This is a genomic window from Aquimarina atlantica (genome assembly GCF_000626715.1).
In the GTDB taxonomy this organism is placed as follows: Bacteria; Bacteroidota; Bacteroidia; order Flavobacteriales; family Flavobacteriaceae; genus Aquimarina; species Aquimarina atlantica.
Genome location: NZ_AQRA01000003.1, coordinates 273,056 through 296,184 on the forward strand (window position 1 = coordinate 273,056; position 23,129 = coordinate 296,184).

A 23,129-nucleotide genomic window follows, 5' to 3' on the forward strand; every position below is an offset into this window, starting at 1 on the left:
CTCCTATAACCTATTATTTTGCTTTCGTTTCTCCTATAATTACACCAAAGTTTCCCTCTAATTGATTCTGATTTTTAGAAGGGAGGTATATTCTGGATACAAATCCATCGAGATACAATGCATTTTTGCAACCGTTTTGCTTAAAATAGGAAGCAAAATCATAAAAATTTGTTTTCTCATTAGAGATTGCAAAAAGTAAATTTCCATTGGGCAAGATTCCTACTCCGTTTCTAATATGAACATTAGAAGATCCTTTTCTAAATTTAGGATGGATTTTTCCATCAATCAAGAGCATGGGCCCTGATTGTGTTGCATATTTGATATGTTTACCACCCGTAAATATCTTTGTAGTACAAATAACAGGCTTATTTTTTTTGGTTACATAGAATACCCCATTGGGTTGAAGATAGAAATTACCATATCCGCTTTGGGATGTATCAATTTTGGTTTTGGTCTCTCCGTTTTCAATATAAAGCCCCTGGGGAGATAGCTCTTTATTAAACATCCCCCCATTCATTGCGAAAACTAATTCTTTGTTTTCTTTTTCAAGTGTTGATTTTAAATTTTGAAAACTTTTGTAATTCACAGCGTTCTCATTTTTCCAATAGAAATGTAATTCTTGTTGCAAAGGATTTATCTCATAGCCCAAAAATCTGGATTTTTCAACCTGAGCTTCTGATTTTTTAACAAAAAAGAAACTGGTTAATAATACCAGAGCTGCAAGTAGTACAGTAGAACCAATGAGTTTTTTCATTATCTACTAATTCTTATATATTTTCCCATCTTTCATTACAAACACTACATTCTCCATAGTGCTTATTTTTTGGGTTGGATCGTCATTTACGGCTACAATATCGGCTAAATAACCAGGAGTAATTTGTCCGATCTGATCTTGCATATTCAGGATTTTAGCGTTGGTAGTCGTTGCACTTTGTAAAGCAGCCATTGCAGGCATACCTGCTTCGACCATAAAACCAAACTCTTTTCCGTTTTGTCCGTGTTTAAATACTCCGGCATCAGTCCCAAATGCGATACCTACACCACGATCATATGCTTTTTTAAATGTATTTTGAATTTTTGGCCCAATCTCTAGCGCTTTAGGAACAATAATAGCAGGGTAGTAATCATCGATAGCTGCTTTTTCGGTAACTTCTTTTCCGGCAGTAATAGTAGGTACCAGATAGGCATCGTACTGTTTCATTAAATCCATGGTTTTTTCACTCATTAATGTGCCGTGCTCAATAGTTTTTACACCTCCTAAAATAGCACGTTGCATTCCTTCATCACCATGTGCATGTGCAGCAACATGAAATCCATAATCTTTTGCAGTCTCACATATCGCCTTAATTTCTTCTACTGTAAACTGAGGGTTAGAACTACTTTTTGCGACACTTAATACGCCACCTGTAGCCGTAATTTTGATGAGATCAGCACCATTTTTATAGCGTTGTCGTACTGCTTTTTTTGCATCTTCGACACTATTTACGACACCTTCTTTTGGGCCAGGATCACCAATTAATGATCTTTTACTACCGTTGGTAGGATCTGCATGTCCACCAGTTGTAGCCAGGGATTTGCCAGCTGTAAATACCCTTGGGCCTTTTATTCGTCCACTTTTAATTGCTTTTTTAAGCGAAATATTTACTCCGCTTCCTCCTAAATCTCGCACTGTGGTAAAACCTGCCATTAATGTCGTTTTTGCAAACTGAACCGAATTAAAAGCAATGTCTGCTTCGCTATCTGTATATTTTTGTAAATATGCCTTTGGATTTGTTTCGCCTTCTAGATGTACGTGCATATCGATCAAGCCAGGTAGTACTGTTTTATTTTTGAGGTCAATAGTGATGTCGTTTTTTTTACCAGTAACAAAGCCATTTTCTACTTTAATAATTTTATTTCCAGAAACGACAATCGTTTTTTCGGTAAGAACTTTACCTGCTTTGGTATCAACTAGTTTTCCGCATTGTAAATAGGTGTTTTGAGCAAAAATGGTTGTGCTTATACATATAAAAAGTATGGTGTATAGATATTTCATGTGTGATAGTGTGAAAAATTACTATAAATTAAAATTGAGTTTTGAATATACAAAAGGAACAATTTAAAATAAATTGTTGTGATTAAGAGGATGATTATGATTTCTTTTAGAAATATAGAAATAGTTTATTATGACATTGCATCAATTATTTCCTAAAGAAAGCCCTTGTTGTTTGATGATGAAATTAATATATCACTAATAAATAATTCATGTGTTGTTTTGTATGTTATTGAAAGTAAAATGATTAAATTTAAAATAGTTTTGTCTAACCAACTTAAATAAATATGATAAAAGGAATAGTATATGTGAGTAAAGCTGCCATTGATTTTAGTGCTGATGATCTAAAACAACTGGCAGAGACTGCTTCAGATTGCAATGCGCAACATGGTATAACGGGATATTTGTATTTTGAAAAAGGACACTTTTTGCAATATATAGAAGGAGAAAATACGGTTGTTGATGTACTTATTGATAACATAAAGAGAGATAAGAGGCATGTGGTGTTAAATGTTGAAACCACTACAGATATCATAAGTCGAAAATTTCCTACCTGGCATATGCAGCAATTAACAAAATCTTCTTTGATTCAGATCAATATGGAAAATGTCCTAATGGACTATATGGTGCATTGTGGAAAGAAGAATGGTATGGATATGAATAGTGAAAGTACCTGGCGTATGATTGATAAATTATCTGGGTTTAGAAAAAAACTTTCTTATTCTTATGGCTAAGAAATGCGTTATATAAACGTTAATGCAATGACGACTTGATTTATTTTATGATCAGCCTTTGTATCAAAGACTGATCATAAATTTAGAATTATAATACGCTGCTATGGCAAGCAATTTACTTTGTTCTAATGGTTTTTCTATATAATCATGGATCATACTGGTATCAAAAGCTTTCATTTTATCTTTACTCCAATTAGAAGTGGTAAGAAATACAATAATCATTTCGGCACGCTTTTCTTTAGGTATTTTAGAATAATGTTCTAAAAATTCAAAACCATCCATAAGGGGCATATTTATGTCTAAAAAGATTATATTAGGTTTTGGGAATTCTTTTTGCGAGTTAGTCTCTTTAAATTTACCTTTTTTGTGTATGTAATCAAGAGCTTCAATCCCATTATAAACATCATGGACCTCATGAGCTATATTGGTTATTTGAATCATCTTTTTATTAAAAAAATTAGTAGAAGGGCTGTCGTCTACTAATAATATGCAATTTATTTTTTTCATTGTTTATTAGCTTTAAGAATTGTGAAATAGAAAACAGCTCCTTCTCCCAGGGAAGAATTTACCCAAATGTTTCCCTTGTGGTTGTCTATAATTCTTTTGCAATTGGCAAGACCAATACCCGTCCCGTCATAATCATTTCGACCATGAAGTCGTTTAAACACTTCAAAGATTTGTTTATGATACTTTGGATCGATACCTATCCCATTATCTTTAATAAAAAACAAGAAATATGCACGCTTTTCTTCAAAGCCGATATCAATTCTTGGTTGATTGTTATTTTGATATTTTAAGCTATTGGTTATTAAATTCTGGAAGAGCTGACGAATCTGAACCATATCGCAGACAATTACAGGTAATTTATCGCAATTAATCACAGCATTGTTTTCTTCAATATTTTGCCGAAGATCTTCGAGTATTTCTGATATTAGTATGTTGATATCAACCGGTTGAAAATTTAACGACTTATCATCTAATTGTGAGTAAATAAGCAAATCATTGGTTAATGTGATCATACGCTTAGAAGCATTTTCTATAAATTCTAAATACTGTTTAGCGTTATCATCAAAATGTTCTCGATATTCTTCTTTAAAAAGTTTAGTGAAACTTGAAATGGTTCGTAAAGGTTCTTTTAAGTCATGACTCGCCAGATACGCGAATCGTTCTAATTCTGTATTAAGCTCATTCATCCTATTTTCGGCTTCTTTTCTGGCATTAATATCCATTAGAGTTCCTACTGTTTTTTGAATATCTCCTTTAGCATCTAATTGTGGTTGCGCATTGATTAAGAACCATTTATAACCATTTTTGTTTGTTTTTATTCTAAGCTCTTGCTCAAAATTCTCTCCTTTTTGAATATGATTCTGTATTTTTTCCTGAAAATCTTCCACTTGATCCCGATGAATCATTTTGATAAAAGAAGTAAAAGTAGATAGCTTTTTTTCTGAGTAATATCCCAGTAGCTGTTGAAACTCCTTGGACCACCAAGCATTATCGGTGGATAAGTCACTCCATTCCCATAGGCCTGCACCAGATCCCATAATGGCTAGTCGATATCGTTCCTGGCTTTCTTTTAACTGCAACTCCATGTCCTTGACCTTGGTCACTACATTCATTACACCCAGAATATTTTTTACTTTTCCGTTACTATCTTTTTCATTTAGCTTATCGGTACACATTACCCATATATAGGTGTCTTTATTTTTATGTGCTACTCTATATTCTATTTGTAAAACATCTTTTTTCTTAATTGTTTTGAGTTTCCTGTAATGGTTTAATACCATTGCGTAATCATCGGGATGTACGATCTTTTTTAACAGTTTCGAATCTATTTTTCTGATATCCATAGAAGAATATCCAGCTTCCTTAAGAATTTCACTACTACTATAGCTATATTCGTTTTTTTGAATGTCATATATGTATGTAGTTGCAGGGTTGGCATTCATTACATGGGTTAAAAAATCGTTTATTTTTTCTTTATCATATACGGTTTTTATGTTATGAATATTTATAAAATTAACAACTACTCCTTTTATAACGTCTTTATGATATTTGTACGGAAATATTTCCATCATAAACCAGATCCCCAAAGAGTTTTGAACTTCTTTTTTATAAGGCTGTAATGTTTTAATGACATTTTTTGAATATTCTGCTAGATTTTCGCCTCCTAACGTACCAGAAAAATGATTAATAGGTCTTCCTATATCTTCTATTCTTAATTGAAAATGTTCATTGATAGATGGAGTAAATTTTCTGATTCTAAACTCATTATCTAAAAATATTGTTCCTATATTGATATTCTTTACCAAATTTTCCATATCAGAATTTAGCTCGATCAATAAGGTGTTTTTTTCTTGTAATTCACCATTTACAGCATGCAACTCTTCATTTACAGATTGTAACTCTTCGTTGGTACTTTGTAATTCTTCATTTGCAGCTAGAAGTTCTTCGTTGGTCATTTGCATTTCTTCGTTAGAAGCTTCTAACTCTTCAATGGTAGTCTGTAAATCTTGCCTGGTTTCATTAAGCGTCTGCTCTAATTGTTCGATATCACTCTTTTGTGTAAGAGTGTTATGTATAGACAAGCTTTTTTCTTCTTTTGTTATCTTTCGTTCTATTCCTTCTAAAAATGTAATCAAAAAAGATTCATAATTAACCGATTTTATTTTTATAGAGCGTATGACAATAGTTATGATTTTTAAAGCATTTTTTTTATGCGAGAATTTTATTTGTTTTTTAACAACATCAATGGTATCTGTAGATAACCTTTTAATTGCTGTAATTATAGGAATCCTATATTCATTGGGTAGCATTTTTAGTAAATTATTAGAGAACCCTTCTTCAGGAAAGTGAAGATAAATTTTAACATCTCCAAAGGCTTGAATGATCTCAAAATCTTTGTCAATGCAGATGCTTACAGCTCCTAATTCGTTTAGCAATGTCCGGTTTATTGATCGTTCTATTTTTTCTTCAAAAGAGTGTTTTATACGCCTACTTTTATAGACTTCAAAATTGGCCTGATTTATTTTCCAATCTTCTATTTTTTCTCTTCTTATTGCTTTATTAGTATTGTTATGTGTTTTGTTATAAATTTTCCATCTAACATCTGTTTTTGTAAAAAAACTATCGAGTGATCCAAGACTCTCAGAGCTACCTAAAAAAAGATACCCTCCCTGATTTAGTGCATAGTGAATTGTGGTTAGTACTTGATGTTGAATCGTATTCTCCATATATATCAACATATTTCTACAAGAAATAAAATCAAGCTTATTAAATGGTGGATTATGCAATATATCATGTTTAGAGAAAATAATTTTTTGTCTGATGTAAGGAGATATGTGATATTTTTCTCCTTTTTTTATAAAATATTTGATCAATCTTTCCTGGGGTACATCTGGATTATCTATTTCATAAATTCCTTTTGAAGCAATGTCTATTGCTCTTTGATCAATATCGGTAGCAAAGATTTTGTATTCAATATTTCTATAGTTTTTTGATAGTAAATATTCTTCGAACAACATGGCTATAGAATAAGCTTCTTCTCCGGTAGAGCAGGCTATAACCCATATTTTTATGATACCAGAATCATTTTTTTTTCTCTCTATTAGGTCGGGAATTACTGTTTCTTCTATGACTTTAAACGCGTCAATATCTCTAAAAAAAGAGGTTACACCAATTAAAAATTCATCGGCTAAGAGAAATTTCTCTTCTGGATCTTTTTCTAAAAAGCCGATATAGTCTGTAATAGACTTGTTTTTGGTCATCTTCATTCTTTTTGATATACGCCTGTAAAGTGTTGGCTTCTTATAAGAAAAAAAATCATGATCAATATCGTTTTTCAAAATCTCTAAAACCTCATTTACAGATGCATGATCGTGATAGCTATCTATCGAAGAAATAGAAGAACTGCGAGATTGAAAATTTTCTATGTGAGAGATTAATTTATCGGGTATTTTTTCTGCGGCTAAGACAAAATCACTTACGCCATTAGAAATAGCACTCATAGGCATCCCATCAAAGCGAGAGTTTTCTGGGTTTTGAACAAATAATACTCCTCCTGCTTTTTTTATAGCCATAGCTCCCTTGGTTCCATCAGATCCCGTTCCTGATAGGATGATACCTATAGCTTTTTCTTTTTGTTCTATTGCTAGTGAGTTGAAGAAAACATCTATCGAAAAATTGATTTGATTACGTTTAGAACGAGAAATAAGCCAAAGCTTTTGATCTTGGATTATAATATTTTTATTACCAGGAATCAGATACACATGATTGGGCTCTATAGTATTTTCTTCTATAGTTTCGCTTACTACCATTTTGGTATGCCTTGATAATAATTCGGGCATCAGGCTTTTGTAATCTGGTGATAAGTGCTGTATAACAACAAATGCATAACCTGTGTTGCTTGGACATGAGTTAAAAAAATCTTGCAGTGCGTTTAACCCTCCTGCAGAACATCCTATTCCGATAATGTGACAAGTATCTTTTTGTGTCTTTTTAATTACCTCGGGTAACTCTTTTTTCATAAATAAATAGGTTAAATGAAAGATTTAAAAAAATAGCACAGAAATAAAAGAGGGGGTGTTTTAACTGATAGACTAATAGAAAGGTAAAAAAAATCGGGAACAAACAAAAGGAATAATGAGTACTTATTTGCCATACAGTAAGTGATTTACGGATAAACCATTGCCTGTTTTTTTAAATTTGTTTATACTGTGAATCAGAAATGATATAGCTTAGTAATTACAACATTATTTTTATACATTATTTACGGGATACCCCAGATCAGGAAGTGATACATTATAGTATTTTAAGTTTCGCAAATTCTAATTAGGTCGAAATATGATAAAATACCTAATGGCATATCTGCAAGCAAATACCCTAAGGTTAAATATATAATTACTTTAACAACTCATCCAGGTTCTGTTCTATGTATTGTGGGATAGCATTAACATCGATAATCTCATCAGATAAACCTTTTTTCTTTTCCTGTAGTTGCAGTATTTTTTCTTCGATGGTGTTTGTAGTAATAAATCGAGTGACCATCACATTATTGGTTTGTCCTATACGATGAGATCTGGCAATTGCTTGTTTCTCGATAAATGGGTTCCACCAGGGATCTAATAATACTACATAAGATGCTTTGGTAAGGTTTAATCCAACGCCTCCTGCTTTTAATGAAATAAAGAACAAATTGATATCATCATTTTGCTGAAAATCATTTACAATAGCTTCTCGATCAGTGCTCTTGGTTTGCCCGGTTAACGTTAGATAGGAAATGTTATTTGTCGTACACCAATCCTCATACAGACCAAGATGAGATACAAAAGAACTGAACACAAGTACTTTTTTGTTGGATTTAACCAGTGTACTCAGGTAATGAGTAACATCCTGAAATTTTCCTGATTGATCTTTTGTTTTATCATCTACAAGTTTAGGATGATTTACGATCTGGCGAAGCTTGGTTAACGTATTAAGAATATGAATCTTATTGGTTGAGGTAGAATCAATACCTAGGAGTAGATTTCTGGCTGCAGATTTCTGAGATTCGTATTGCTTTTCCTGTTCAGTAAGCATTTCTGTGTATATGGTCTGCTCTGATAACTCGGGAAGATCTTTGGCAACCTGTTCTTTGGTTCTTCTTAATATAAAGGGATCTATTAAGGTTTTTAATTCTTTGATACATTCTGGATCCTGGTGTTTTTCTATTGGGATTTTAAAGCGATCTTTAAAAAATGAATAACTACCTAGCATTCCCGGATTAATAAATTCCATCTGAGACCAAAGATCTGATAATGAATTTTCTATCGGTGTACCACTCAAAGAAATCTTATGAATAGTGTGTATATTGTTTATAGCCTGAAATATTTTTGATTCTTTGTTTTTGATCTGCTGACTCTCATCGGTGATCAGGTAGGTGAAATTTATTTTTTCTAAGGCAGTAATGTCTTTTGATACCGTAGTATAGGTGGTAAGAATAATATCATAAGTCTCTAGATATGGAGTGATTTTTTTACGATCAGGACCTGTGTACTTAACAATATTGAGATGTGGTGCAAACTTTAATATCTCCTGTGCCCAATTAAATACCAGAGAAGAGGGGAGTACGATCAGAGCTTTGAGATAGGTTTTTACTTCGAGAGGGTCGCTAAAAAGGTCTAGCCGAATTTTTTCGACCTTTTTATCCACAGGTTCTAGCTGTTCTTTTGCATATATCAGCATTGCAATGGTTTGCAAAGTTTTTCCTAACCCCATGTCATCTGCTAAGCATGCGCCTAATTTATTATAATGATGATTAACTAACCACTGCACTCCTTCTTCTTGATAAGGACGTAATGTTGCTTTAAGTTTTGATGATGGTTCATAATGATAACTGGTAGCGTCTTCTATACTAGTTTCTTCTGGCGGAATTATATCTTTTAACAAGATGTAATTACTTTTGGTGATACGTACACTTTTATCTTGAATCTGACCAAAATCTACAAGCTTTTTATATCGTGTCATCCACTCGTTAGGAATAACAAAAACATCATCTTCATCTATTGGAAAAAAACGATTATTTTGCTTGATATACGGTATAAATTTTGAAAAAGGAATTTCCTGATCTCCGATAGTAACAATTCCTTTAATATCAAACCAATCGTTCTCTTGTTTACTACCGATTTCGATGGTATATGGAGCAATAGTAACCGTTCTGTCATCCAATATAGGTAGTTTTATCTCAAATCCATCGGCTTCTAATTGAGCTTTATTCAATTTTAACCAATTTAGAATTTCAAAAGGATCATCAGAAGCTTTGGCTTCTAATAGTAAATTGTTACTAACCTGCAGCCCTTTGGATGTGAGTAGACTAATAATTTCTTGTTCGGCTTCTGGATCACGTTTGGTTTGGATAATCTGAATTTGATCATCATTTTCTAGACGTACATTAGAAACTGTAGTTTTTGTACTATTATAATCAAAAAGAATTGTATTGTACTCAAAAGTGACCTTAGCAACATAAGTGTTCTGGATAAAATCCTGGATGATTTCTATACTATAAGATGTTATGTTTTTATGGGTAATAATATCAAAACCATGAGTTATAACATCTATATTTTTGATTATTGGGATGATTACTTTTTCCAGGTAAATTTTGATATGTTTATGGGCAATAGTAATTTTTTCTTTATCAAAAAAGGGTTTTAATTTATTAGCGTTTAGGTTTTCAATTTGATATAGGTATTTATCTACAATAATCCAGGAAGGCTCATTAAGTAGTATACTAATATCACTATTTTTAGGAATAATGAGTGTGTCTTTATTTTTTAGAGAGAAAGCATATTCAATACCTTCATCTGTTTTAGTGAATTCGAGAATAGGCTTGAGTATCGTATTACCAATCGATAATTTATGATTTTCGAAAGGATCTTTTCTTTGAGCATTACGAGTTATCGCATATTGATGGGTAACAATCAAGGAATAGAAAACAGATAGTTTTTTGTTTATATAATCAAGTACAACTTCTTTTATTTTTGGATCTTTTAATACATCTGAAAAACGTAAACTTTTTCTCCTTTTTACAGGCATAAATTGTTGCTCTAATGTTTTAATTTTTAGATGCGAACATATGTCTAGCAATTGCTCATGAGGAGTGCCCAAAAATTCTATATTGTAGCTTCCCAAAGTTTCGGGAATCGCTTGTTTTTCTACATAACCAAGATGACCATTAGTTATGGGTACTACATATGCTTCTGGTAACAGTGGGATTTCGGGTAAATTATGATCAACAAGATTATAGCAGATGCAAAGTGAATCCATGAAAAAGGAATATGTTTAAGAGATTAAATTAGGTATCGAGAAGATTAGATTTCTTTTTCTTCCTTCATTTCAAACAAAATCGAAAAACATCAAAGAAATTCTTCTTCAACGTTTTTCGATTTTATCTTATTTTTTTTAGTTTTTAACTATTTTAAATTGTAACAGATTTGCCTACAAAATCGATAACAGTATTGGTGATAAAATCAATTTGTTCATCATCTAATTCTGTATGCATTGGTAAAGAAATCACTTCTTTTACCAATTGATTGGTTATAGGAAAATCGGCTTCATTATAGCGTTTGTCCTGATATGCTTTTTGACTGTGCAGAGGAATAGGGTAGTAAACACCACAAGGAATTCCGTTATCATTTAGATGTTTAACCAGAGCATCTCGATCTACATCGATCACTCTAAGCGTATATTGATGAAACACATGTGTGTCTTCCTTATCAATTACAACAGGAGTAATAATATGTTCCTGATTGGCAAAAGCTGCCGTATATTTTTTTGCTGCCTCTCGTCGGGCATCATTATAGCGATCCAGATTAGGAAGCTTTATTCTTAGCACTGCTGCCTGAATAGAATCCAAACGAGAATTTACACCTACGACATCATGATGATATCTCGTATACATTCCATGGTTTACAATTCCTCTTATGATATGTGCCAAATCATCATCATTAGTAAAGATCGCACCTCCATCTCCATAACACCCCAAATTTTTAGAAGGGAAAAAAGAAGTAGAAGCTACATGACCAATCGTTCCCGATTTTGAAGTACTACCATCTTTAGAGTGGTAACTTCCTCCTATACCTTGGGCATTATCTTCGATTACATATAGGTCATGCTCTTTGGCAATAGCCATAATTGCATCCATATTGGCAGACTGCCCAAATAAATGTACAGGTACAATAGCTTTTGTCTTAGGAGTAATTGCTTTTTTTATAGCTTCGGGATCAATATTAAAAGAATCTGGCTCTACATCTACTAGCACAGGAGTAAGCTGTAGTAATGCAATTACTTCTACTGTAGCAGCAAAAGTAAAATCAGCTGTTATTACTTCATCACCTGGTTGTAGACCTAATCCCATCATAGCAATCTGTAATGCATCTGTACCATTTGCACAAGGGATAACATGCTTTACGCCAAGATAATCCTCTAGTTCTTTTTGAAAACTATGTACTTCGGGGCCATTAATAAAAGCTGTAGATTGCACAACATCGAGAACAGATGAATCTATGCGTTCTTTGATTTGTTCATATTGACCCTTAAGGTCAACCATTTGTATCTTCTTCATAAATGTTTTATTGTAACCTCACGAAAGTACAAAATATTGATACTATTGCCAATGTAATTTTAGATAAAAGAAATGTATTTTAGCAATTCATAAAAATTATCATTTTTGGGGATTTTATATAACATCTTTATTGCAATATTTAATAGTATACTTCCAATAATAGGTCTATTAAGTCCTAAACTTAAATTATTTGCCAATGGAAGGAAAGTAGTTTTCGAAACTCTGGAGCAGTATTTTCCTACTCAAGATCGTATTCTTTGGTTTCATTGTGCATCTTTGGGAGAATATGAGCAAGGTGTTCCTGTAATAGAAGAGCTAAAGAAAAGGTATCCGGATCATAAAGTATTAGTTACTTTTTTTTCCCCTTCTGGTTACGAAGCTAAAAAAAATAGCACGCTGGCTGATATTATTGTATATCTGCCTATGGATACCAATGCAAATGCTATTCGGTTTATTCAATTGGTAAAACCCGAACTTGCGGTCTTTGTAAAATATGAGTTTTGGCCTAATTATCTAAAAGTATTACAAAACAGAAATATTCCAGCGGTATTTATATCTGCTACATTTAGAGAAGATCAGGCATTTTTTAAATGGTATGGTGGCTTTATGAGAAAAACATTACAAACCGTAGATCACTTTTTTGTTCAGGATAAAATATCACAAACACTAATAGAAAAACAAGGTTTTGCTAACGTTACGTTGAGTGGAGATACGCGCTTTGATCGTGTGTCACACCAAATAGAAATGGATAATCATGTTGATTTTATTTCAGAATTTATTAATGAGCGACTTTGTATAGTAATGGGAAGCTCATGGCCAGAAGACGAAGAAATTTTTATAGACTATATAAACGAAGCTTCGGATAAGGTTTGTTTTATTATTGCTCCTCATGAAATAAAAGATAATAGCACAAATACATTAAAACGAAAGATCAAAAAGAAAACCGTTTTATATTCTGAAAAAGAAGGAATAGTGCTGAGAGATCAACAGGTATTTATTATGAATACTATCGGATATTTGTCTAGAATATATAGTTACGCAGATATAGCATATGTTGGTGGAGCTATGGGAACGGGAGGATTACATAATATTTTAGAACCAGCAACTTTCGGAATCCCTATTGTTATCGGTAAAAATTTCGAAAAATTTAGAGAAGCCAAGCAGCTTCAAAAATTGGCTGGGCTATTTTCGGTTTCAAGTGCTGGTGAATTTAACCAGGTACTAAATAAGCTTGTCGAGGATAAAAAGTTTAGAGAAAAAACAGGAATGATTTCTGGTCACTTTATTAATAGTAATACCGGGGCTACGGCAATGATTATGGAGTATTTGATCAAGAAAATTAATTAGAGCGAAAACTATTAAAACAACAAAGAATAGCGCTTTTGCTTTTAACTATACGGTAACGGCCTGATTAAAATATCGCCTAAACGGAAGCATTTCTTTATATACAGCAATCACCTTATCCATAAAATCATCTTTTAGTATATCTTCTTGAGTTAGAGGATGAATCACGGCAAATGTTCTATGACGTAGCAAATCAATATATTCATGATCAGAAGAGTATCCTTTGGGAGTAGTTTTTAGTTTGTCTTTATCTAAGTACATCCCTCCAAAGGTTTGTTTAAAGCTTTTTTTGTTTAAAATTTTTACAAGCTCTTCACCGTTATAATCAATTGCTTCTCGAATACTATTTAGCATCTTGTTTTCTGGCCTCCAATAGCCACCGGCTAATTCACATTCGTTAATTCCGATCTGAATATAAAAATCACCTTGTTTGGTACGTTGATCTAGTCCTGCTGCAAAATGATCTTTGTAAACTGGTTTATTTGGATGAAAAAGTAAATTATTATTAATACGATTAATTCCTTTTTTGCCTGGAGTAGGATAGTAATTTGGGTCTATTGCTGCCAATTTTCCATCCAATTCATCTAGCCATTGTATAAACGAATTGCGAATGGTTTGATACTGTTTTCTATTCGCATCCATCCATTCTTTATGATTATTGGCTTGTAAATCTTGTAAAAACTGAAAGAGTGCATTAAAATCCATCTTGATCCAAAGAATTAGAATAACCCGTTTAACTCGGCATCAATACGATTTATAATATTGCCCAAATCCTCTGGATTGTCTACAAAATTGATATTGTCTACATCTACAATAAGAAGGTTGCCTTTATCATAATCATGCGCCCAGGCTTCATATCGTTCATTAAGCCTGCTTAGATAATCAATACTAATGGTATTTTCATATTCACGTCCACGTTTATGAATTTGATTTACAAGATTAGGAATACTACTTCTAAGATAAATTAGTAAGTCGGGACCTTCTACTACATTTTCCATAAGGTCAAAAAGTGATCTGTAGTTTTCAAAATCACGATTGGTCATAAGCCCCATGGCATGTAAGTTTGGAGCAAAAATGTATGCATCCTCATAAATCGTTCTATCCTGGATAATATCTTTTCCGCTTTCACGAATATCTAATATTTGTCTAAAACGACTATTAAGGAAATAAATCTGAAGATTAAAAGACCAACGCTCCATCTTATTATAAAAATCCTCTAGATAAGGGTTTTCTAATACATCTTCAAAATGAGCTTCCCATTTATAATGTTTAGCAAGTAATCGGGTCAATGTAGTTTTTCCGGCTCCGATATTTCCAGCTATTGCTATATGCATAGTTGATTATTTTTCTTGAGGGGTTTTGTAAAAATGTGCGTTAAAGTTTGGACGTAAATATAGTGGATTTTATGAGTAACATAAAAAGGATAGAAAAGAATTTCGGTAAGATGCATATTTTAAAAACCTAAGTGCTTGTTTAATCAAAATTAAGTAACGTATAAAAATTGATTTTAGCATACTAGTTTATATCCATATCCTCTTACATTAATAATTTGAATAGATTCGTCTTGCTTTAATTTTTTACGAAGTTTAGTGATAAATACATCCATACTTCTACCGCTAAAAAAGTCATCATCACCCCAAAGTTTTTTAAGAATCATAGAACGGTCCAGTACTTGATTTTTGTTTTTAATAAGATGAAACAATAGATGAGCTTCTCTATGTGTAAGTTGTAATGTTTCTTCTTTATGGGTAAGTAATTGCTTAGGAAAGTCGAAAGTATAGGCACCAATACTAATAATTTCTGCACTCTGTTGTAAGGTAATACGATGCAATAAATTATTGATTCTTACGATCAATTCTTCCATGCTAAAAGGTTTTTTTAGGTAATCATTACCACCAATAGTAAATCCTTCTACCACATCTTGTGTTTGAGACTTAGCGGTAAGAAATATGATAGGAATGGTACTATCTTCTTGTCGAATTTCTTTGGCGAGCGTAAAACCATCTTTTTTAGGCATCATAACATCCAGAACAAGGAGTTTTGGCTGTATAGATTTGTAAATATCATAAGCTTCTTCGCCATTTTTGGCCAGATGAACTTTAAAACTTCTGGTCTCCAGGCTCTCCTTAATAATTTGACCTAGAGAAGGCTCATCTTCTGCAAGTAGTATTTCGATTGTTTCAGCCATTGGGTAAAGTAATTTTGAAATTGGTTAACCCTTGATCTAATGATAATTGTATGGTTCCTTTATGTTTTTCAATAATAGTTTTGGTATAAAAAAGACCAATGCCAAAACCTTTAACATCATGCGTATTTCCTTTGGGTACACGATAGAATTTTTCGAATATTTTTTCTTTATGAGCTTTGGTTAATCCTGTTCCATTATCTCTAATTTCTATGAGAATATGTAAATCTGTATTTGTAATACTAATACCCACTGTATTTCCTCCATATTTAATTGCATTGTCAACAATATTATTTATGGCATTTTCGAAGTGAAACACATCTATTTTTCTCCAAATATTTTCATGAGAATTGATAAAGGTTATGTTTTTTTCGGGTGAATTTACCTTATGCTTTTCTGCAATAGTATGAATCAGAGGTGTCAGATTCGTTTCTTCCAGATTTAACTGCAATTCATCGCTGTCTAGTGTGGCCGTTTCAAGAATTTTTTCGACCATGGTATTAAGTTTGTTTAATTGACCCGAAGATATTTTGATATACTTTTTTGTCTTTTCCTGATCATTTTCCTGATTGAAATTTTGAATACCTTCTAGAGCAGCACTTATAGTGGCAATAGGGGTTTTAAATTCGTGAGTGATATTACTTATTAAGTCGTTTTTAAGTGCGGCCAGTTGTTTTTGATGGGTAATGATTTGAAGTAGGTACAATAAACAACCAATTACGGCAGCCATTAATATAAAAGACAAAAGTATGCCAAGCAGGTTTTTCTTCAGAATAGTAATTGTAGTATTTGTAAAAAAAAGCTTTAGAGAACTATGTGGAGGAAGATATGAAGATTTAGATTGAGTGTATAATTGGCTTTTATCAATTGTTAAGGTATCACATGTATTGTTATTATGTAATTGCTCTAACCCATTGGTGTATTTTAAAGTATAATCAGCAGAAACTTTTTTTCGAACCAGCTCAACCTTTAATAAACTATCTATTGTATTGAGATTAACTTTATCCTGACTTATAGAAATAACAATTTTAGAAGTCAAGGTTTCAAACGGATTTGTATTGGTAGAAACTGTGATCGAATCATGCTCTGATATATTTAGCATGGTCTCAATAGAATCAGAGAGTTGTAAAACCTTTATAAATTGTTTTGTAGAATCAATATTTTTATTTCTATAGAAAGATATTTCTGAAGTTTTGATAGAATCTGATAGATTAGATCTGCTAAAATGCTTTTGAGTAGAATCAATTCGTTTTAAAATTTTATCAAGTTGTTTATTCGAGAAATGATTTAAGTTTTTCGGGTTGGATATAAAGCTAAAAGTTTGGTTTTTTGCTAATTCTTCGTAATACTGATCAACAGCATTGTCTAAACTAATCTGTACTTCATTAACCAATTGTTGTTTAGAAGCCTGATAATTTTTGAAATTCCAGTATATCTGAATCACTAAGGTAACCAGAATAACGGATGAAATAAAATACAATATGCTCTTATAACGATTCTTTTGCATACTTCAAAAGTAAGGTTCTTATCTTATATAAAGCCAATCGGTTAACACACGTTAACATTGGTTAACCTTCTGGTTAGGATTCAGTTTTCATATTTGTAGCGTATTAATCAAAAAAATCTAATCATGGTACGAATTATAATATTGATAGCGCTGTTTATGTTTGAAAGCCTGTTTGCCCAGGATTTTCAAGGTGTTGTAACATATAAAACCAATAGAAAAGTGGATCTTAATATGGAAGACTCTAAAATGAATGCTGATATGCAAAAACAACTCCAGGAGATGTTGAAAAAGCAATTTCAAAAAGAGTATGTATTAAATTTTAATACTTCAGAATCAATATACAAAGAGGAAGAAAGTTTAGGAACACCACAACCAGCCTCTGGGGTTCAGATTGTAATTGCAGGATCGGGGGCATCTAATATTTTGTATAAAAACATTAAAGAAAAACGCTTTGCCAGGAAACAAGATATGATGGGAAAGCTATTTTTGGTAAAAGACAAGCTGGAAAAATTAGACTGGAAGCTCGAAGATGAAACAAAAAAAATAGGGAACTATACGTGTTATAAAGCAACAGCAAAACGAATGGGGCAACGTATGCGCAGTATGACAATCAGTGTCAATAGTGATGAAGAAATGAGAGAGCCTGAAGAAGAAGAAATTACAATTACAGCATGGTATACACCAGAAATACCAATCTCTAATGGACCCGAAAATTATTGGGGACTTCCTGGTTTGATTTTAGAAATCAATGACGGGAATCAAAGTATACTGAGTACTAAATTGGTATTGAATTCAAAAAAGAAAACAGATATCAAAGAACCAACAAAAGGTAAGGTTGTTACAGAAGAAAAATTTGAAAAAATAATGGAAAAGAAAATGAAAGAAATGAGAGATAGAATGAATACACGAGGAGGTAGTGGAGATTTCGAAATACGAATCGGAGGATAAATTCATATTCAAACCTAAAATAATACTAATTAAAAAGCAGTAACTCTACTCTTCATCACGAGTTACTGTTTCTATAACTCTGGTTATAGAAATAGATAAAATCATTATAAAATGCACAAAAAATTAGGACTATTGGTATTCCTTATGGGGATATCCCTGGCATCTACTGCTCAAAAAGTACAAATCACTGGTTTTGTTAAAGATTCATTAGGTGATCCTATTGCAATGGCTAATGTAATTGCGTATAAGAAATCAGATAATACTATGACTAGTTATGGCATCACGAATGATCAGGGTAAGTATAAAATTTCAGTTCCTAATAATGAAACATATCTGCTAAAAGTTAGTTTTATCGGCCTTACCGCAGAAACAAAATCGATTACAGTAACTACCCAAGATGTAATTTCAGATTTTGAAATGAGATCAAAAGAAAACAGTTTAGACGAAGTAGAAATCGTTTATGAGATGCCAGTGGTAGTAAAAGGAGATACCTTAGTGTATAATACAGATTCTTTTGTAAATGGCACAGAAAAGAAATTAGGAGATGTGTTAGAAAAACTCCCAGGAGTTGATGTTAATGAAAATGGAGAAATTGAAGTCGAAGGTAAAACCGTTTCTAAGGTAATGGTAGAAGGAAAAGACTTTTTTGACGGAGATTCTAAACTGGCAACAGAAAATATCCCAGCTGATGCATTAGATAAGGTTGAAGTGCTTAGAAATTATGAAGATGTAGGGCAGATGCGTGGGTTGCGCAATTCGCAAGATCAGGTAGCTATTAACATCAAATTAAAGGAAGGAAAAAAGAACTTCTGGTTTGGTGATATAACTGCAGGTTCTGGAGTAGGAGAGACCGAACGTTATATCATAAAACCTAAACTGTTTTATTATAGCCCAAAGTACAGTATTAATGTGCTTACGGATATTAATGATATTGGCGAAGTTCCTTTTACGATGAGAGACTATTTTAATTTCACAGGAGGTTTTAGAAATTTAGGTCGTGGGGGTACTACTTTTAGTATCTCTACAGATGATCTTGCTTTTGCCACATTGCAAAATAATAGAGCTAATGAAGTGGATACTAAATTTGGTGCGGCAAACTTTAGCCTTACAGCTAATAAAAAACTGGATCTTAGCGGTTATGGAATCGCAAGTGATACCAGAATTGACTTGATCACTAATACACAAAGAGTATATATCGATGGCACTTTGGATCCTACAGATAATACTGTAGAAGAAACTATAGATAACACCCGGCAACGAAGTAAGTTAGGCTTGTTAAAATTAAGTGCAAGTTATAAGCCGAACAGCAATTTTAGAATGGATTATGATATCTTCGGAAAATTTTCCAGGCAAAAAGAAGATGGTATTTTTCGATCTATAAGATCAACGGTTTCTGAAGATATAAATGAAAAACTTGAAAATTCTACATTTTCGATTCAACAAAATATGAATGCGTACTATACATTAGGAGCAAAACATATATTTTCATTAGAAGCACAACACCTATTTCAAAATGAAGATCCTTTTTATAATGCAATACGATCAGAAATCCCTTTTAGAGGCGTTTTTACACAAATAAATAATCCCTTACTCCCTGGTACTGATATTTTTGATCCATTAGAAGAATCTGAAAGTTATAGTATTAATCAACAAAAAGAGGTGAAAACAAATAAGCTGGATGCAAAACTGGATTACTATTATGTATTAAACAAAAAAAGCAACCTTAATTTCACCTTCGGAAACACACTAAGTACTCAAAGATTTGATTCTAATATTTTTCAGATTTTAGATAATGGAAATCAAAATAACTTTGAAGCCAATGAGTTTAATAACGATGTGAAATACAATTTCAATGATCTATATGCTGGTCTACATTATAAGTTTATTAAAGGGATTTTTACATTTAATCCTGGGGTGAGTGTGCATAATTATAGCTTAAAAGATCAGCAATTAGGAACCGAAATTACTCAGAATGAATGGCAGATTTTACCAGACCTTTTTGTTTTAGCACAATTAAGGCAAAATGAAAGTCTACGATTTAATTACTCGATAACCGCAGAGTATACCGATATTAATCGTTTGGCGACTGGGTATGTGTTTAATAATTACAATTCATTATTTCAGGGAAACCGAAATCTCGAAAATTCATTATATGATAATTATTCATTAAACTATTTCAATTTTAATATGTTTAATTACACTAATATTTTTGCCCAGATATCGTATAGTAACAGACGTAATCCTATTAAGAATACTAGTGTGATTACAGGAATAAACAGGGTAGATACACCGATTAATTCTAATATGGAAGATCAAATACTTTCTGCTAATGGAGATGTTACTCGTACGTTTGGAAAAATAAAAGGAAACCTGAGAGTAAATATAAGTTGGTCGAGTTTTAATAATATCGTAAATACACTCCCAAGCGAAAGTATAAGTTTTACACAAGTGTATAGTACAGAATGGTCAACCAATTTTAGAAAAGGACCAAATTTTGATTTAGGATATAGTCTTACAGTCAATGATTATGATAATAATGGAGCCAAAAATACATTTTATATCAGTCAGCCATTTGCAAGATTAGATTGGTCTTTTGCCAAAGGTTTTTTAATAAAATCATCGTACAGATATTATGATTATCGCAATACAAAAACGACTCTAAATGAATATAGTTTTTGGGATGCAGATTTATTTTATCAAAAAACCAATAGTAAATGGGAGTATAAACTGTCTGTAACCAATATTCTGGATACCAAGAGTATTAATCAAGATAGTTTTAATGAGCTATATAATAGCACTTCGAGTTATATAGTACAACCTCGTTATTGGATTTTAAGTATCAAATATAATCTGTAATTATAGTGTAGATGATTACGACCAATTAGAAGTACTCTAAAAAAAAACGTAATGGCTACATATAAAGTATTGGGGATTTTGTTTTTGATAGTGATGATATCTTGTAATCAAAGTGAAAAAAAAACGTCTAAGGATATACAAACGAATTCACGACAAGAGATGGAAATTACCAAGACGCAAGGCATAATCACAAAAGTAAGCTCTAAAAGCTTTGAAGAAACTTATAATACATTAATCGAAATCATTACCAATAATCCTAACCTGAAGATTATAGCGCAATTAGACCATCAAGCTAATGCTGCATCTGTAAACTTAGCATTAAATCCCACACGAGTAATTATGTTTGGTAATCCTAAATTAGGAACTCCTTTAATGCAGAATTCTCAAATTACAGGACTAGATCTTCCTCAAAAGATTCTAATCTGGCAAGATGATAATGGTGTTGTTAATGTTTCATACAATGATCCCGAATTTTTAAAACTTCGCCATGAGATTACGGGTAAAGAGGATGTCTTAACAATCATTTCTAAAGCTTTGGATAATCTTTCAAAAGGAGCTACAGGCCTATAATAATCTATTACAATACTTGAGTTAGCCCAATATTCAATATAAAAGCCTTCAGGAATACATATCATTCATTTCTGGAGGCTAATTTTGTAGTTTTACCTTAATTGGACCTCCACTAGAGACATAACTTCCGCCTATTTCATCAATATTAATATTCAATTCGTCCTGTGTACTGATACTGTTAAGATCTATTTTAAGCTTATCATAAGTATCAATGTTTTTAATATTTACATCGATCTCATCAGTATTGCTTAGTCTAACCGTTATTGATCCATCATCATTAATAGGGATTAACCCATAGTTTGTTGTAGGAGTATTGTTTGCATACGCTTTTGGAAAAATATCTATATCTCGTATTACAATAACAACGAGACAAATAGCGATAATTGTGATTATAGATTTGGTATAAGTATCAGTTTTCATAATGTATGGTTTTTGTTTGTTAAAAAATACCAATAAAGGTGCCAAAATCTAACTTTCTTTATATGAAATCTTGCATGTATTAGAGTTTAGAAAAGTAAATGCCTTAAAATCAATGTAAAAACCAATAAAAATTACCTAGATTTGCGCTTTTTTAAGCAATAAGACAGCCCGAAAACTCGTTTTTTGGGAGCAACCTAACCAAACCACAATAATGACTAAACGTACTAGTCGATTGCATTTTCTTGATGCAATTCGGGCATTTGCAATCCTTATGATGCTTCAAGGACATTTTGTACATTCTCTTTTAGGAGATGTATATAGGGATAAAAATAATATTGTATACATGACCTGGGAGTATTTTAGGGGTATGACTGCTCCAACCTTTTTTACGATAACTGGCTTTATTTTTACCTATTTACTACTAAAACAAAATACAAAAGGAATAGACAATCCAAGAGTTTTAAAAGGTGTAAAGCGTGCAGTTAAAGTTATTTTTTGGGGATATTTATTGAGATTAAGCTTTTATGAAGTTTTTACAGGAAGAGTAAATCCTTCGTTTTTCTATGTAGACGTATTACAATGTATAGGCACATCATTGTTACTATTAATAGGAATCTATCTTGTTTTGTGTCGAATTAATGAAACCTGGTTTCAAAATGTAGTATTAGGTATTGGCGTGGTTATTTTTCTTCTCCAGCCCATGTATGGTAGTTGTATACTAGAGTTTTTGCCGCAAACAGTTGCAAATTATTTTACAAATAGAAATGGTTCTATTTTTACATTATTGCCCTGGTTTGGATATGTGTGTATTGGTAGTTTTATGGCTAGCCTGTTTTTAAAATACGGAAAACAAAAAATGTTTTACCCTTATGCCATTATCTTGCTTTTATTTGTAGGTGTATTATTAGTGTTTTATTCTTCAGCTACACTAATGATTATGTATAGTGTAACAGATATTGGTATTTTTAAATCAGTAGCGTATAACAATTTTTTATTTATAAGATTAGGAAATGTATGTATCCTTTTTTCTGTATTTATTTTGATGAAAAACTATTTTACAAATCAAATGATAACCAAAATAGGAGGGAGAACACTATCAATCTATATAGTTCACTTTTTTGTCCTTTACGGAAGTTGGTTCGGGCTGGGGCTTAGTCGGTTTTTTTATCACAGTTTAACGCCGGGACAAATATTTATAGGAGCATTATTGTTTGTAATTGTTATATGTGCAACAGTTTTGTATTATTATAAATATGAAGAAGAACTGAAGTTTAAAACACAGTATATGCTTAAGAAAACTATCTTACCCGAAGCTTTTGTCTTATTTAAAAATACTATTATTCGTACATATCGAAACATTAGATATATAAGGCGATAGTATAGAGATAGTTTCAATGAGCTGTATAGCAGTACTTCGAGACATGTAATTCAGCTTC

The 23,129-nt window shown here is 32.1% G+C and carries 17 protein-coding genes; 6 read left to right on the top strand and 11 right to left on the bottom strand.

Translation table 11 applies throughout. From position 1 onward, the window contains the following. Nucleotides 1–13: 13 nt before the first annotated feature. Nucleotides 14–754, bottom strand: coding sequence for a phosphodiester glycosidase family protein (locus ATO12_RS07835; RefSeq protein WP_034240998.1), 741 nt, complete (start codon nucleotides 752–754; stop codon nucleotides 14–16). Nucleotides 755–760: 6 nt separating this feature from the next. Then, nucleotides 761–2,035 carry a metal-dependent hydrolase family protein gene (locus ATO12_RS07840; protein ID WP_034241001.1) on the bottom strand — a complete coding sequence of 425 codons (1,275 nt, stop codon included), beginning with the start codon at nucleotides 2,033–2,035 and terminating at the stop codon, nucleotides 761–763. Between the two features lie 284 nt (nucleotides 2,036–2,319). Between ATO12_RS07840 and ATO12_RS07845 the strand changes: the two genes are divergently transcribed. Continuing rightward, nucleotides 2,320–2,766 carry a BLUF domain-containing protein gene (locus ATO12_RS07845; RefSeq protein WP_051575681.1) on the top strand — a complete coding sequence of 149 codons (447 nt, stop codon included), beginning with the start codon at nucleotides 2,320–2,322 and terminating at the stop codon, nucleotides 2,764–2,766. Nucleotides 2,767–2,829: 63 nt separating this feature from the next. Here ATO12_RS07845 and ATO12_RS07850 read toward each other — a convergent pair whose 3' ends face one another. From ATO12_RS07850 to ATO12_RS07865, 4 genes are all read right to left on the bottom strand, one after another. Continuing rightward, a complete protein-coding gene (locus ATO12_RS07850) occupies nucleotides 2,830–3,273 on the bottom strand; it encodes a response regulator (RefSeq protein ID WP_034241003.1) in 444 nt (147 codons plus the stop codon). Next, nucleotides 3,270–7,292 (bottom strand): chemotaxis protein CheB, encoded by a 4,023-nt coding sequence (locus ATO12_RS24685; protein WP_051575682.1) that lies wholly within the window; start codon nucleotides 7,290–7,292, stop codon nucleotides 3,270–3,272. Before ATO12_RS24685 ends, ATO12_RS07850 begins: the two co-directional genes overlap by 4 nt. 373 nt (nucleotides 7,293–7,665) lie before the next feature. Further along, on the bottom strand, nucleotides 7,666–10,566 hold the full coding sequence (locus ATO12_RS07860; protein ID WP_034241005.1) for a DEAD/DEAH box helicase: 2,901 nt from the start codon (nucleotides 10,564–10,566) through the stop codon (nucleotides 7,666–7,668). A gap of 151 nt (nucleotides 10,567–10,717) precedes the next feature. Further along, the gene (locus ATO12_RS07865) at nucleotides 10,718–11,863 is read right to left on the bottom strand and encodes a DegT/DnrJ/EryC1/StrS family aminotransferase (RefSeq protein ID WP_034241008.1); all 1,146 of its coding nucleotides are present in this window, start codon (nucleotides 11,861–11,863) and stop codon (nucleotides 10,718–10,720) included. Nucleotides 11,864–11,968: 105 nt separating this feature from the next. On the opposite strand from ATO12_RS07865, the gene ATO12_RS07870 reads away from it, so the two are divergent. Beyond that, nucleotides 11,969–13,210, top strand: coding sequence for a 3-deoxy-D-manno-octulosonic acid transferase (locus ATO12_RS07870; protein WP_034241010.1), 1,242 nt, complete (start codon nucleotides 11,969–11,971; stop codon nucleotides 13,208–13,210). Nucleotides 13,211–13,255: 45 nt separating this feature from the next. Here ATO12_RS07870 and ATO12_RS07875 read toward each other — a convergent pair whose 3' ends face one another. From ATO12_RS07875 to ATO12_RS07890, 4 genes are all read right to left on the bottom strand, one after another. Next, nucleotides 13,256–13,912 (bottom strand): DUF2461 domain-containing protein, encoded by a 657-nt coding sequence (locus ATO12_RS07875; protein ID WP_034241013.1) that lies wholly within the window; start codon nucleotides 13,910–13,912, stop codon nucleotides 13,256–13,258. A 14-nt stretch (nucleotides 13,913–13,926) separates the two neighbouring features. Beyond that, on the bottom strand, nucleotides 13,927–14,541 hold the full coding sequence (locus ATO12_RS07880; RefSeq protein ID WP_024770627.1) for a deoxynucleoside kinase: 615 nt from the start codon (nucleotides 14,539–14,541) through the stop codon (nucleotides 13,927–13,929). A 173-nt stretch (nucleotides 14,542–14,714) separates the two neighbouring features. Continuing rightward, the gene (locus ATO12_RS07885) at nucleotides 14,715–15,395 is read right to left on the bottom strand and encodes a response regulator transcription factor (protein WP_034241016.1); all 681 of its coding nucleotides are present in this window, start codon (nucleotides 15,393–15,395) and stop codon (nucleotides 14,715–14,717) included. Further along, entirely contained in the window at nucleotides 15,388–16,899 is a 1,512-nt protein-coding gene (locus ATO12_RS07890; protein WP_034241019.1) for a sensor histidine kinase, read from the bottom strand. Before ATO12_RS07890 ends, ATO12_RS07885 begins: the two co-directional genes overlap by 8 nt. A 123-nt stretch (nucleotides 16,900–17,022) precedes the next feature. Between ATO12_RS07890 and ATO12_RS07895 the strand changes: the two genes are divergently transcribed. The 3 genes from ATO12_RS07895 to ATO12_RS07905 all read left to right on the top strand — a co-directional run bounded on the left by ATO12_RS07895 (nucleotide 17,023) and on the right by ATO12_RS07905 (nucleotide 21,273). Further along, nucleotides 17,023–17,847, top strand: a complete 825-nt coding sequence (locus ATO12_RS07895) for a GLPGLI family protein (protein ID WP_034241021.1) — start codon at nucleotides 17,023–17,025, stop codon at nucleotides 17,845–17,847. Between the two features lie 111 nt (nucleotides 17,848–17,958). Next, complete coding sequence (locus ATO12_RS07900; protein WP_034241023.1) at nucleotides 17,959–20,703, top strand: carboxypeptidase-like regulatory domain-containing protein; 2,745 nt, start codon at nucleotides 17,959–17,961, stop codon at nucleotides 20,701–20,703. A gap of 51 nt (nucleotides 20,704–20,754) precedes the next feature. Then, the gene (locus ATO12_RS07905) at nucleotides 20,755–21,273 is read left to right on the top strand and encodes a DUF302 domain-containing protein (RefSeq protein WP_051575683.1); all 519 of its coding nucleotides are present in this window, start codon (nucleotides 20,755–20,757) and stop codon (nucleotides 21,271–21,273) included. Between the two features lie 78 nt (nucleotides 21,274–21,351). Here the strand turns inward: ATO12_RS07905 and ATO12_RS07910 are convergent, their stop codons facing one another. Beyond that, entirely contained in the window at nucleotides 21,352–21,693 is a 342-nt protein-coding gene (locus ATO12_RS07910) for a hypothetical protein (RefSeq protein WP_034241026.1), read from the bottom strand. 211 nt (nucleotides 21,694–21,904) lie between these two features. Here ATO12_RS07910 and ATO12_RS07915 point away from each other — a divergent pair, with 211 nt between their 5' ends. After that, nucleotides 21,905–23,071, top strand: coding sequence for a heparan-alpha-glucosaminide N-acetyltransferase domain-containing protein (locus tag ATO12_RS07915; protein ID WP_051575684.1), 1,167 nt, complete (start codon nucleotides 21,905–21,907; stop codon nucleotides 23,069–23,071). Nucleotides 23,072–23,129 lie beyond the last annotated feature (58 nt).